This window comes from Umezawaea sp., from assembly GCF_057122925.1.
The window spans coordinates 16045-28968 of the sequence record NZ_DBNGPQ010000103.1 but is presented as its reverse complement, the minus strand read 5'-3'; the positions used below and the strand labels follow the sequence as shown (position 1 = coordinate 28968).

Here is a 12924-nt window from a genome sequence, read left to right as displayed (position 1 = left end):
CGAAGTCCACCCGACGGGGCCCAAGTGGACAAGGGCACGATCCGGTCACGCTTCGAGAGTGGCCGGAGCCCTCTCCGCGAAGTGAGCACGCTGACATTCCACGTGACGACTATTTCGGGGAAAAATCCGAAAGTCACCAATTGAGACACGGCTGGATCTATCCAGAGCCCTCGGGAAACCCGGCAGCAGAAGGAAAACGGCCTGAAACGCCGCAGGCGCCCCTGGACCCCCGAAGCGGGAGTTACCAGGGGCGCCCGTTTTTCGGCGCTACCGGGGGAACTCAGTTGGTCGCGCGGTCCTCCGCGTGGGCCTCGCGCAGCGCGGCGCGCTCCGCCTCGGCCCACTTCGCCGCCACGGCGGCCTCCGCGGCGACCTTGCGCCGCGCGGTGGGCCTGCCGACGTTGAGCAGCCGGGCCACCTCCCCGCGCAGCGTCACGAACGCGTCCGACTCGCGCGTGGTGATCTGGTCCCGCACACCGGGGAGGTCGACCCTGAGGTCGGCCACGACCGCCGCGGGCGACCCGGACAGCACCAGCACGCGGTCACCGAGGTAGACGCTCTCGTCGATGTCGTGCGTGACCACCAGGACCGTGGTGTTCTGCTCCCGCTTCACCTTCAGCAGCAGGTCTTCCAGCTCGAACCGGGTCTGCGCGTCCACCGACGCGAACGGCTCGTCCATCAGCAGCAGCGCGGGCCGGTACGCGAGCGCCCGTGCGATGGAGACGCGCTGCTGCATGCCGCCGGAGAGCTGCCACGGGTACTTGCCACCCGCCCCGCCCAGCCCGACCAGTTCCAGCGCCTCGGCGGCGCGCGTGCGGCGCTCCTTGCGACCGAGGCTGCGGCGCAGCGGGAACTCCACGTTGCGCTGCACCGAAAGCCACGGGAACAGCGATCGGCTGTAGTCCTGGAACACCACGGCCAGGTCGTCGGGCACACCGTCGATCTTGTTGCCGTGCAGGCTGATCCCGCCGTCGGTCGGCTTCACCAGACCGCAGATGGTCCTCAGCAGCGTCGACTTGCCGCAGCCGGACGGACCGACCACGCACACCAGCTCACCCGCGCCGACGGTGAACGTCAGCCCGTCGATGGCGCGGTGCGCCCCGTCCTTCGCCTGGTAGGTGTGGCCGAGTCCGGCCACCTCGAGCATGGCGGTCATGTCAGTCCCCTGCCGTCGCGAGTTGTGCGGGTTTGGTGTGCTCCTGCTTGGGCTGCCACCCGAGCACCCGGCGTTCCACGGCCAGCAGCACGGTGTTCAGCACGTAGCCGATCACGCCGAGCAGGACGATGCCCGCCCACATGTTCGGGAAGTCGAACTCCCGTTGTGCCACCAGGAGTTGCGACCCGATGCCGTTGTCGGTGCCGACGAGTTCGGACACCACCATGAGCACCAGGGACAGCGACAGCGACACCCGCAGGCCCGCGAAGATCTTCGGTGCCGCCGAGGGCAGCACGACACCGAGCACCCACTGCCACTTGGGCACGCGGAACACCGCGGACGTCTCCTGCTTCAGGGTGTCGACCGAGCGGGCGCCGTCGATCGTGTTGAGCAGGATCGGCCACAGGACGCCGAAGACGATGGTGGCCAGCTGCATCGAGGTGCCGACGTTGAACAGCAGCAGGAACACCGGGACCAGCGCGGGCGGCGGGATGGACCGCATGAAGGTCAGCAGTGGACCGGCGAACTCCAGTGCCGTCCGCGACCGTCCCAGCGCCACGCCGAGCGAGATGCCGATGACCGCGGCGATGGCCCAGCCGCCGATGAGCCTGGCAACACTGGGGATCAGGTGTTCGAACACGATGTCCGTGAGGAACAGCTGCTCCAGCGGACCGGAGAGCCAGAGCGTCCACGCCGCTCCCGCGATCTCCGTCGGCGGTGGGAAGAACGTGTCGTCGGCCAGCACGGTGGCGATCTGCCACACCGCCACGAGCCCGACGAAGACGATCCACCGCTTGAAGAAGTTGGTCATGAGCGACCTCCGGTGGCCGCGCTCCAGCCGACCCAGCGGCGCTGGGCGCGTTCGAGACCCTCGTTGAGGAGGTAGCCGAGCACACCGGCGACCACGGTGCCCGCGAGCACCATGTCCATCCGCCCGGCGCCGCTGCGGGCCAGCATGATGAACTGCCCGAGCCCACCGCTGCCCCCCGCGAGCAGTTCCACGCTCACCAGGACCACGAGGCTCGTGGTGGCAGCGAGGCGGATGCCGGTGAGGACGAACGGCAGCGCGTTGGGCAGCGCCACCGAGAACAGCACCCGGACCCGTCCGGTGCCGAAGACCTTGGCGGTCTCGACCAGCAGCGGGTCCAGTTCGTCGAGCGCGTAGATCGTGTTGAACAGGATCGGCCAGATCGCCGCGTACACCGCGAGCACGATCTTCGTTTCGGGACCGATCCCGAGGAACACGATGGCCAGCGGAATCAAGGCCACGGAAGGAATGGGACGCAGGAACTCGACCACGGCCCTGGTCGCGTACCGCACCGCGGGCACGCTTCCCAGGACCAGGCCGAGCGGGACCGCGATCCCAACGGACACACCGACTGTGATCAGCAGAGCCAGAACCGTCGCGAGCACGTCGCGGAGGAACAGCTGATCACCCAACAACTTGCCGAGCTCGCCGAAAACCACACTGGGTGGCGGCAGGTATTCCGCGGAGACGAGCCCGGACCGGCCGAACAGCTCCCAGACAAGCAGGAACCCGACCACGCCGAGCACACCTCGGGTGAGGGCACGCACGCCGAACGCCTCTCCGATTGATCATCATCAGGACGACCCGGACCAATCTAGAGACAGGTGACCCCGCGCCACAATGAGTGGCGAGGAAACTTCGCAAAGTCACACGCCCGTACTGGATGCGGCGCGGTTCACGCGGAAGGCCGCGGAGAGGCGGGAATTCCGGCCACGGACGGTGTCGAGCCGCCCACGCTGAGCCGATTGCCGCAACGCCCTGCTGCGGCGGGCCCAACCGCGGGTCGCCGGAAGGGTGCGGCCGAGGGCACGCCCTTCCACGTCAAGAAGAATTCCGTTGATCGGAAGATCTTCCCCGGTGATCACTCCCACTCGCGGAATTGACGGCCGTGAAAAAACCGATCGTCGAGAACCGGAGTTCTCGACGATCGGTCAATTGAGGGGGTGGGAACTCGTCACAGCCCCACGAGCTTGTAGAGGGAGCCGACCTCCTGGCGGTTGAGCACCCGCATCGAACCCGGCCGCTGGTTGCCCAGCTGGACCTCGCCGATGTGGGTGCGCACCAGGCTCGCCACCGGGTAGCCGACGTGGTCGAGCAGGCGGCGCACGATGTGCTTGCGGCCCTCGTGCAGGACCACCTCGACCAGGGCCTTGCCGGGCATCGAGTCGACCAGCTTGAACGAGTCGACGCGGGCGAAGCCGTCCTCCAGCTCGACGCCCGCGCGCAGCCGCTTGCCGACGTCCTTCGCGACCGGCCCCTGGACCTCGGCGATGTAGGTCTTGGGGACCTCGTAGGACGGGTGCATGAGCCGGTGGGCGAGGTCGCCGTCGTTGGTGAGCAGCAGCAGGCCCTCGGTGTCCGCGTCGAGCCTGCCGACGTGGAACAGCCGCTCGCGGCGCTCGTGCAGGTAGTCGCCGACGCACGGGCGGTGCTGGTCGTCGTGCATGGTCGACAGCACGCCGCGCGGCTTGTTCAGCACGAGCGTGACCACGTCGTCCTTGAGGACCACGCGGACGCCGTCGACGTGCACGACGGCCGTCTCCGGGTCGACGCGGCGACCCTGCTCGGTGACGACCTCACCGTCGACGGTGACGCGGCCGAGTTCGATCAACTCCTCGGAGACCCGCCGCGAGGCGATGCCCGCCTTGGCGAGCACCTTCTGCAACCGGATCCCCTCGTCGTTGGGGTTGGGTCGCGCGGAACGGGTTTCAGACATCGTCGATCGCATCCACTTCGGGCAACAGGGGAGCGATCGGGGGCAGGTCCGCCAGGGACGACAGGCCCAACCGCTCCAGGAACAGTTCGGTCGTGCGGTAAAGGATGCCACCAGTGTCGCTGTCGGTACCGATCTCGCTGATCAGACCCCGTGCGACGAGCGTGCGGATCACGCCGTCCACGTTGACCCCGCGGACCGCGGCGATCCGCGCCCTGGTGACCGGCTGCCGGTAGGCGATCACGGCGAGCGTCTCCAGGGCGGCCCTGGTGAGCTTGGCGCGCTGCCCGTCGAGCAGCAGCTTCTCCACGTAGGGCGCGTACCGGTCTCGCGTGTAGAACCGCCAGCCGTCTCCGATTCTACGCAGGTCGATGCCGCTGCCCGACTCGGTGTACCTCGCGGACATCCTCTTGAGGGTCTGGGTGACCCGCTTCACGGACTGGCCGAACACCTCGGCGAGCAGCTTCTCGCCCGCGGGGGAGTCGATGACGAGCAGCACCGACTCCAGCGCGGCCTCCAGCTCCGCGTCGTCGGAGAGGTCGGGGCCGGTCTCGACGACCTCGGCCTCGGCCTCCTCCGGGAGGTCCGGCTCGGCAACCACCGGTTCGCTCACCCGTACTCCTCGTCCTCGTCGAACTCGACCACCGGCGCGTCCTCGTCGCCGATCCAGCGCACGACCAGCTCGCCGAGCGGATCGGGCTGGTCGAACGCCAGCACGGTCTCGCGGTACAGCTCCAGCAGCCCGAGGAACCGGGCCACGACGTCCAGTGTCTCCTCGCAGTCGGCGACCAGCTCGCTGAACGTGAGCTGACCGGCCGCGATCAGCCGTTCGCGCATGACGTTGACGTGGTCGCGGACGGACACCCTGGCGACGTGCAGGTGCGTCAGCGACACGGTGCGCGGCGGCTTGGGCCGGAACACCGCGGCGGCGATGTCGGCGAACCGCTTGGGCGTGACGCCGAGCATGACCTCGGGCAGCAGGCCCTCGTAGCGCGGCTCCAGCGCGACCGACCGGGGGTAGCGGCGCTGCGCGCCCTTCTCCAGCTCGCCGAACAGGGCCGCGACCTGCTTGTACGCCCGGTACTGGAGCAGCCGCGCGAACAGCAGGTCGCGCGCTTCGAGCAGCGCCAGGTCCTCCTCGTCCTCCACGTCGCCCTGCGGCAGCAGCCGGGCGGCCTTGAGGTCGAGCAGGGTGGCCGCGATGACCAGGAACTCGGTCGTCTCGTCCAGGTCCCACGCGTCGCCCATCGCCCGGATGTAGGCGATGAAGTCGTCGGTCACGGTGTGCAGGGCGACCTCGGTCACGTCGAGCGTGTGCGCCGAGATGAGCTGGAGGAGCAGGTCGAACGGGCCCTCGAAGTTCGTGAGCTTGACCTTGAAGCGACCGGACGTCCCGTGGTCGGCGGGATCGGCCCGCTGCGCTGGATCGACCTGCGCCTGCTCGGTCCGCGCCGGCTCGGTCCGCGCGGGGGCCGGTCCCGGCGGTACCGGTTCCGCCGGTTCCCGCCGGGTCGCGTCGGGAGTGGTCACCGCCTGCGCAGCCTCCGCACGAGCTGCGACCGCTCCCCGTGCTCCTCGAAGTCGGCCAGGAGCACCGCGATGGCCTCGCGGACGATCCGGCCGCGGTCGACGCCCAGGCCGAACGCGCCGCGCAGCGACAGCCGCGCGTGCTCCAGGGCCAGCAGCTCCTCGTCGGAGACGTACACCGTGATCTTGGTGTCGTGCTTCTGCCTGCCGGTGCTGGGGCGGTCGGGGACGGCGGCGGGCGGAGCGGGCTCCGGGGCGAGGCCGGGTTCGGGGTCGACAGGGCGTACGAGACTGGTCGGGCGGAACAGTTCGGACGCGCCGGGCAGCGAGGCGCGACGGGTCACCTGGCGATCACCTCGCGCGCCAGTGCGCGGTAGGCCTTGGCGCCCGCGGAGCGGGGCGCCCACTTCGTGATCGGCTCGCCGGCGACCGTGGTCTCCGGGAACCGCACGGTGCGGTTGATGACCGTGTCGAACACGATCTCGCCGAACGCCTCCACGACCCTCGCCATGACCTCGCGGGAGTGCAGGGTGCGCGGGTCGTACATGGTGGCGACGATCCCGGTGATCTCCAGCTTCGGGTTCAACCGCTCCCTGACCTTCTCGATGGTGTCGATGAGCAGGGCGACCCCCCGCAGCGAGAAGAACTCGCACTCCAGCGGGATGAGCACGCCGTCGGCCGCCGCGAGGGCGTTGACCGTGAGCAGGCCGAGCGAGGGCTGGCAGTCCACCAGCACGTAGTCGTAGTCCTCGATGACGGGACGCAGCGTGCGCACCAGCGTGTGCTCGCGGCCCACCTCCGACACGAGCTGGATCTCCGCCGCCGACAGGTCGATGTTGCTCGGCAGCAGGTGCATGTTCTCGACGCCGGTCTCCATGATCACGTCCTGCACGCCGACCGCGCGCTCCATGATCACGTTGTAGATCGTCTGGTCCAGCTGGTGCGGGTGGATGCCGAGGCCCACCGACAGCGCGCCCTGCGGGTCGAAGTCCACCAGCAGCACCTTGCGACCGTACTCGGCCAGCGACGCGCCCAGGTTGATCGTGGACGTGGTCTTGCCGACCCCGCCCTTCTGGTTGCAGATGGCGAGGATCTTGGCGGGCCCGTGGACGGCGACCGGCTGCGGCTCGGCGGTGAAGCGGAGCTCACGGCCGGTGGGGCCGATCTCGCCGACCTCCTGCTCCGCCGCGTCCTCGTCGTGCGGGGCGGCGTGCGGGGCCAGGCTCAGCTCGACGGACGCGCGGGGCACACCGGGCGACGGCGGCGGCGGAGCGTCGTACGCCCTGCCCTCCACGTGCTCCGGTGTCGACATCGCAACCTAACTCCTCGTAGTCCTCGACCTGGGCGCAGCCTAAGGCCGTGGCCGAGCGGCGGCAACGCGCCTCGCCGTGGCGGCGCGCACCGTTTTCCGCCGGTCGTGGACCGAACGGTTCAGTGCACGGCCTCCATCCGGGCCGCGGCCGACAGGACCACGTCGAGCAGTCCGGGGAAGAGCTGTTCCAGGTCATCGCGGCGCAGCGACACCCAGCGCTGGTTGCCGCAGCAGCGGGTCCGGGTGATCCCGGCCTCCCGCAGCACGCGCAGGTGTTGGGACAACGTGGATTTGGCCACGTCCACGGCCATCGCTCCGCACAGGCGCTCCCCGTCGGCCTCGATCTGCTGGACCACCGCCAGCCTGGTCGGGTCGCTCAAAGCGTGGAGCACCGCCGAGAGCTCGATGGCCGGGGGCTCCGGCTCGTCCAAGTTCGGCACGGTTCGCGGTACCTCCCGCTCCGGTGGGACTCAAGTGCGGACACCGTACCCGCGGCCGCCGAAAGATCGCCCGTGTTCACGAAACCCTCATTGTCACGAAGTGGCGTCGTCACCCGGCGCGGTCGGGGAGTTCTTGCGCGACAGGGACATCCGGGTCGGACGGGGGCGCGGACGGTCGCGAAATCGCCGTCTCGAATGCCGGGTGGGAGGGGTGGGGTGGTGAGGGGGGCCGTGCCGCTTCGCCGGGCCGCGTCACTTCGCCGGGCCGCGTCGTCGGAGCAGGTGTCGTCGGGGTCGCGCCGTCAGAGGTCGGCCAGTGAGCCGTGGCGCAGGCCGTGCGCGAGGGCCACCTCCGGCAGGACCACCGTCCCGCGCACCACGTTGACCCCCTTGGCCAGCGCCGGGTCGTCCAGCACCGCCTGGCGGAAACCCTTGTCGGCCAACGACAGCGCGTAGGGCAGGGTCACGTTCGTCAACGCCCAGGTCGAGGTGTGCGGGACCGCGCCGGGCATGTTCGCCACGCAGTAGAACAGCGACTCGTGCACCCGGTAGGTCGGGGCGTCGTGCGTGGTCGGCCGCGAGTCCGCGAAGCAGCCGCCCTGGTCGATCGCGATGTCCACCAGCACCGAACCGGGCCGCATCGCCGCCACCAGGTCGTTGCTCACCAGCGACGGGGCCTTCGCGCCCGGCACGAGCACCGCGCCGATCACCAGGTCGGCCCAGCGGCAGGCCTTCTCGACCTCGTAGGCGTTGGAGGCGACGGTCTGGAGGTGGCCGCGGTAGGTGAAGTCGATCTGCCGCAACCGGTTGACGTTCGTGTCCAGCACCACGACCTCGGCCTGGAGCCCGACCGCGATGGCCGCCGCGTTCAGGCCCGCGACCCCGGCGCCGATCACCGCGACCTTGCCCGCGGGCACACCGGGCACACCGCCGAGCAGCACGCCGCGCCCTCCGGACGCCCGTTCCAGGCAGTGCGCGCCGACCTGCGCGGCCATCCTCCCCGCGACCTCCGACATCGGCGCCAGCAGCGGCAGCGAGCCGTCCGGGAGCCGCACGGTCTCGTAGGCGATGGCGTTGATCCCGGACGCGACGAGCGCGCGGGTGCAGTCCGCGCTCGCGGCCAGGTGCAGGAAGGTGAACAGCGTCTGGCCGGGCCGCATCCGGTGGTGCTCCTCCGGCACCGGCTCCTTGACCTTGAGGACCAGCTCGCACTCGCCCCACACGTCGTCCGCGGAGGGCGCGATCCGCGCGCCCGCGGCGACGAACTCGCCGTCGGGGATGGACGAGCCCGCACCCGCGTCGGTCTCGACCAGGACCTCGTGACCGCGGCGTGCCAGCTCCACGACCCCGGCGGGCGTCACGGCCACCCGGTACTCGTGGTTCTTCACCTCGCGCGGAACGCCGACCAGCACCGGTCCAGAGTAGGCCCGTAGTGGTGTTCCGGCGCGTTTCGGCAGTGCTCACCAGGCCTCATCGACTACCGTTCCGGCCGTGTCAGGACCTTTCGAGCCGAACCCCGTGCGCATCGGCAACCAGCAGCGCGAAGAAGCCATCCGCGCCCTCAACGACCACTTCGCCGCCGGGCGGATCGAGATCGGCGAGTACGAGCAGCGCGTCTCCTACGCGTCCGCCGCCCAGACGGTCGCGGAACTGGGCTCGCTGTTCACCGACCTTCCCCAGCCGCACCCGCCGTTCCTGGCCGAGCAGCCTCCGCCGCCGTACGCGCCGCCGCCGTTCGGGGGTGCGCCCGATCACGGGACGTCCGGCTACGGGACCTCCGGCTACGCGCAACCGGGGTACGGGCAGCCGGGGTACGGGCAGGGCTACGGGACCGCGCCCGGTTACCAGGTGCCGTACGCGCCGTACGGGATCGATCCGTTGACCGGGTATCCGCTGTCGGACAAGTCGAAGGTCGTCGCCGGGGTTCTGCAACTGTTCATCGGGACGTTCGGGATCGGGCGTTTCTACACCGGGCACACGGGAATGGCCATCGCGCAGTTGTTGACGTGCGGCGGATGTGGGATCTGGGCTTTGGTCGACGGCATTCTGCTGCTCGTCAACGGCGGCACGGACGCCCAGGGGCGACGGCTACGCGATTAGGTTCCGGGTGATGGCCCAGGTGAGGCCCACCGCTATCACCACTTGCCCGACCCGAGGGGGCAGAGGGGTGGTTCTGGCGCCTTTTCGATCGGCCCGGAACCACCTCAGCCACAGCCAGGCCAGGAACGGGAGGCCCGCTGTGAGCATCACCGGGTTGTAGTGCCAGGCGGCCGACAGGTCTCCGTGGAGCAGGGCGTAGACCATGCGGGTCGAACCGCAGGCCGGGCAGTCCAGGCCGGTGAGGAAGTTGAACGGGCACCTCGGGAGCCAGGAGCCGGGGTTGGTCGGGTTGGTGAAGTAGAGGGCCGTGGCGGCTGCCGCTGCCGCTACCGCTGTGGCCACGGGGCCGGTTGCGGCTTTCCTCAGGCGGGTCGGGGTCATGGGCTTGGCCTCCCTCCGGTGGTGAGTGTGGCGCATGGCGTTGTCGAGTTCCAGCGGTGGTGGCTGAGGTGACTCGGGAACCTCTGGATCGACGAGGGCAAGGGTCAATCCCCCGAGCAAAATCGGCCACAGGTTCAGGGCACAATGCGGAGATCCCAGTTCATGCGGCAATGATGACTTGCCAAGACGTGACGCCGGTAGCCTGGCTGAGATTTCCAACAAATGCGCACCAGGCAGCCAGAACGATTGGCCCACCATCCGGCCATGAGGTTGTGCGCCGCCAACTCGTCGAACTGTGCGACTTTTCAGTTACCCGACGGCCTGATCACCAACTCGCCGCCAACCACCGAACCAACCCGCCGCAAGACCCCGCCGGAGAGAATGATTGCATACAGTATCCTGAATGCAGAAGCTCGCATCCAGTTAGCACAAAACCCGTGGCCACACCGCCCTGCTCCACATCGCCTTGCCCTACCCGCGCCACCCGACACCGTTCCGCGCGGCGCCACCCCGGCCGACACCGTCCTGCCGGCGCCACCCCGGCCGACACCGTCCTGCCAGCGACACCCCGGCCGACACCGTTCCGCCCGACACCGTTCCGGCCGACACCACCCCGCGCGACCCTGCCCCGCGCGACCCTGCCCCCTGCACCAACCTGCCCTGCCCGGCACCACCCCGACATCACCGCCCGCCCTACCGAGCACCACCTCACACCGCGGCCCCCGTACGCAGTCCCCCTCCCCCGCGCATACCCTTCATGAAGATTGCATACAGTATCCCGAACCCTCGTAAAACAAACTCGGGGCCACCAACGGCGGCCCCGAGTTCGGGAAGGATCAAGCCTGCGCGCGTGCCGCAAACGTGTGCGGGCGGTCCGGCCACGGTGCGTCCGCGGGCCTCGCCTCAGCTCCCGCCATCACCGCCTGCGCGGCCAGCAACCCGCCCACGGCCGCGCCGTTGACGATCTCCCCGGCCAACGCCATCCGCACCGCCTCCGCCAACGGCACACGACGGATCACCAGATCGGCTTCCTCGTCCCCCTGCAACTCCCGATCCACAGTGGACAATCCCTGCGCCAGGAACACCCGCACCACCTCATCGGTGAAACCGGGCGACGCGGCAACATCGACCAAAGTGGACCATCGGGACGCGGCCAGGCCCACCTCCTCGGCCAGTTCCCGCCGCGCACCCTCGACCGGCTCCTCGTCCGGGGAGTCGAGCAGACCTGCGGGCAGCTCCCACAGGCGGTGCCCGAGCGGATGGCGGTACTGGTGGATGAGCGCGACCTGGCCGTCGTCGTCGAGTGCCACGACGGCGACCGCGCCCAGGTGCTCCACGACCTCGCGGAGCGCCGTGCCGCCGCCCGGCATGGCCACCTCGTCGACGCGGAGCCCGACCACGCGACCGATGTGCACGTCCCGCGTGGCGACGGTGCGGAACTCGTGCGCTCCCGCGGCGGTCACTTGGCACCCGCGGTGGTGACCTCGGCCAGCTCCACCGGAAGGCGGTCGGCCAGCCGGTAGTCCAGGGCCGCCTTGACGAACGCCGCGAACAGCGGGTGCGGCTTGGTCGGCCGGGACTTCAGCTCCGGGTGGGCCTGGGTGGCGACGAAGAACGGGTGGACGTCGGCGGGCAGCTCGACGAACTCCACCAGCCTGCCGTCGGGGGACGTGCCGGAGAAGACCAGACCCGCCTTGGACAGCCTGTCGCGGTAGGCGTTGTTGACCTCGTAGCGGTGCCGGTGGCGCTCGGACACCTCGGTCGAGCCGTACGCGCGGGCCACCACGGAACCGGGGGTCAGCTTGGCCGGGTACGCGCCGAGGCGCATGGTGCCGCCCATGTCGCGCTCACCGGAGACGACGTCCTGCTGGTCGGCCATCGTGGAGATGACCGGCGTGCCGCCCTCCTCGAACTCGGCGGAACCCGCGTCCTCGATCCCGGCGAGGTTGCGGGCCGACTCGATGACCATGCACTGGAGCCCCAGGCACAGGCCGAGCACGGGGATGCCCCTGGTGCGGGCGTAGGTGATGGCGCCGATCTTGCCCTCGATGCCGCGGACGCCGAAGCCGCCGGGCACGAGGACGGCGTCCAGGCCCGCGAGGGCGTGCGCCGCGCCGGACGGGGTCTGGCACTCGTCGGACGGCACCCACACGACCTCGACCTTGGCGCGGTGGGCGAACCCGCCCGCGCGCAGGGCCTCGGTGACCGACAGGTAGGCGTCGGGCAGGTCGACGTACTTGCCGACCAGCGCCACCCGCACGGTCTCGGTCGGGTTGTGGACGCGGTCGAGCAGGTCGCCCCACACGGTCCAGTCGACGTCGCGGAACGGCAGGTCGAGCCTGCGCACGACGTAGGCGTCGAGGCCCTCGCCGTGCAGCACCTTGGGGATGTCGTAGATCGACCGGGCGTCGACGGCCGCGACGACGGCCTCGTTGTCGACGTCGCACATGAGGCCGATCTTGCGCTTGAGCGCGTCCGGGATCTCCCGGTCCGCCCGGCACACGATCGCGTCGGGCTGGATGCCGATGTTGCGCAGCGCGGCGACGGAGTGCTGCGTCGGCTTGGTCTTCAGCTCACCGGACGGCGCCAGGTAGGGCACCAGCGACACGTGCAGGAAGAACACGTTGTCGCGGCCCACGTCGTGGCGCACCTGCCGCGCGGCCTCCAGGAACGGCAGCGACTCGATGTCGCCGACCGTGCCGCCGACCTCGGTGATGACGACGTCCGGCACCAGGCCCTCGGCGTCCGGCTCGGCCATCGCGCGGATGCGGCGCTTGATCTCGTCCGTGATGTGCGGGATCACCTGCACCGTGTCGCCCAGGTACTCGCCGCGGCGCTCCTTGGCGATCACCTCGGAGTACACCTGGCCGGTCGTGACGTTCGCCTCGCCGGACAGGTCGCGCGCGAGGAAGCGCTCGTAGTGGCCGATGTCCAGGTCCGTCTCGGCACCGTCGTCGGTGACGAACACCTCGCCGTGCTGGAACGGGTTCATCGTGCCGGGGTCGACGTTGAGGTAGGGGTCGAGCTTCTGCATGGTCACCCGCAGACCACGGGAAGTCAGCAACTGGCCGAGGCTGGAAGCGGTGAGCCCCTTGCCCAAGGAGGACGCGACGCCTCCGGTGACGAAGACGTGCTTGGTTGTACGTGCTTGAAGCACCAACGAGGCTCCCGTGGTCTGAAAGATTTCCGAAAGGGGATAACCCCTGTCCACGGGCCACAACGCTAACATGCGCGCGCCGGGCCCCACCGCACGCACCACGCGAGCAC

14 protein-coding genes are annotated in these 12924 nt (G+C 69.9%); 1 reads left to right on the top strand and 13 read right to left on the bottom strand.

Annotated elements, in window-relative coordinates; genetic code table 11:
- Positions 1–280 precede the first annotated feature (280 nt).
- The 10 genes from AC156L_RS24005 to ald all read right to left on the bottom strand — a co-directional run bounded on the left by AC156L_RS24005 (position 281) and on the right by ald (position 8588).
- Positions 281–1156, bottom strand: coding sequence for an ABC transporter ATP-binding protein (locus AC156L_RS24005; protein WP_330874122.1), 876 nt, complete (start codon positions 1154–1156; stop codon positions 281–283).
- A 1-nt stretch (position 1157) separates the two neighbouring features.
- The gene (locus tag AC156L_RS24000) at positions 1158–1967 is read right to left on the bottom strand and encodes an ABC transporter permease (RefSeq protein WP_330874121.1); all 810 of its coding nucleotides are present in this window, start codon (positions 1965–1967) and stop codon (positions 1158–1160) included.
- On the bottom strand, positions 1964–2731 hold the full coding sequence (locus tag AC156L_RS23995) for an ABC transporter permease (protein WP_330874120.1): 768 nt from the start codon (positions 2729–2731) through the stop codon (positions 1964–1966). The genes AC156L_RS24000 and AC156L_RS23995 overlap by 4 nt, the downstream gene beginning before the upstream one ends.
- Positions 2732–3138: 407 nt before the next feature.
- Positions 3139–3900, bottom strand: coding sequence for a pseudouridine synthase (locus tag AC156L_RS23990; RefSeq protein WP_259627360.1), 762 nt, complete (start codon positions 3898–3900; stop codon positions 3139–3141).
- A complete protein-coding gene (gene scpB, locus AC156L_RS23985; RefSeq protein WP_414719795.1) occupies positions 3893–4567 on the bottom strand; it encodes an SMC-Scp complex subunit ScpB in 675 nt (224 codons plus the stop codon). Before scpB ends, AC156L_RS23990 begins: the two co-directional genes overlap by 8 nt.
- On the bottom strand, positions 4507–5427 hold the full coding sequence (locus AC156L_RS23980; RefSeq protein WP_330874118.1) for a segregation and condensation protein A: 921 nt from the start codon (positions 5425–5427) through the stop codon (positions 4507–4509). The genes scpB and AC156L_RS23980 overlap by 61 nt, the downstream gene beginning before the upstream one ends.
- The gene (locus AC156L_RS23975) at positions 5424–5768 is read right to left on the bottom strand and encodes a hypothetical protein (RefSeq protein ID WP_330874117.1); all 345 of its coding nucleotides are present in this window, start codon (positions 5766–5768) and stop codon (positions 5424–5426) included. The genes AC156L_RS23980 and AC156L_RS23975 overlap by 4 nt, the downstream gene beginning before the upstream one ends.
- Positions 5765–6736, bottom strand: a complete 972-nt coding sequence (locus AC156L_RS23970) for a ParA family protein (RefSeq protein WP_330874116.1) — start codon at positions 6734–6736, stop codon at positions 5765–5767. Before AC156L_RS23970 ends, AC156L_RS23975 begins: the two co-directional genes overlap by 4 nt.
- A gap of 119 nt (positions 6737–6855) precedes the next feature.
- Positions 6856–7176 (bottom strand): ArsR/SmtB family transcription factor, encoded by a 321-nt coding sequence (locus AC156L_RS23965; protein ID WP_330874115.1) that lies wholly within the window; start codon positions 7174–7176, stop codon positions 6856–6858.
- Between the two features lie 302 nt (positions 7177–7478).
- The gene (gene ald / locus AC156L_RS23960) at positions 7479–8588 is read right to left on the bottom strand and encodes an alanine dehydrogenase (protein ID WP_484407282.1); all 1110 of its coding nucleotides are present in this window, start codon (positions 8586–8588) and stop codon (positions 7479–7481) included.
- Positions 8589–8667: 79 nt separating this feature from the next.
- On the opposite strand from ald, the gene AC156L_RS23955 reads away from it, so the two are divergent.
- The gene (locus AC156L_RS23955; protein WP_330874113.1) at positions 8668–9276 is read left to right on the top strand and encodes an NINE protein; all 609 of its coding nucleotides are present in this window, start codon (positions 8668–8670) and stop codon (positions 9274–9276) included.
- On the opposite strand, the gene AC156L_RS23950 is transcribed toward AC156L_RS23955, so the two are convergent.
- The 3 genes from AC156L_RS23950 to AC156L_RS23940 form a co-directional block, all read right to left on the bottom strand.
- On the bottom strand, positions 9265–9618 hold the full coding sequence (locus AC156L_RS23950; RefSeq protein ID WP_330874112.1) for a DUF2752 domain-containing protein: 354 nt from the start codon (positions 9616–9618) through the stop codon (positions 9265–9267). The genes AC156L_RS23955 and AC156L_RS23950 overlap by 12 nt on opposite strands.
- An 875-nt stretch (positions 9619–10493) precedes the next feature.
- Positions 10494–11120 carry an NUDIX hydrolase gene (locus AC156L_RS23945; RefSeq protein WP_330874111.1) on the bottom strand — a complete coding sequence of 209 codons (627 nt, stop codon included), beginning with the start codon at positions 11118–11120 and terminating at the stop codon, positions 10494–10496.
- On the bottom strand, positions 11117–12817 hold the full coding sequence (locus AC156L_RS23940) for a CTP synthase (RefSeq protein ID WP_330874110.1): 1701 nt from the start codon (positions 12815–12817) through the stop codon (positions 11117–11119). The genes AC156L_RS23945 and AC156L_RS23940 overlap by 4 nt, the downstream gene beginning before the upstream one ends.
- Positions 12818–12924 lie beyond the last annotated feature (107 nt).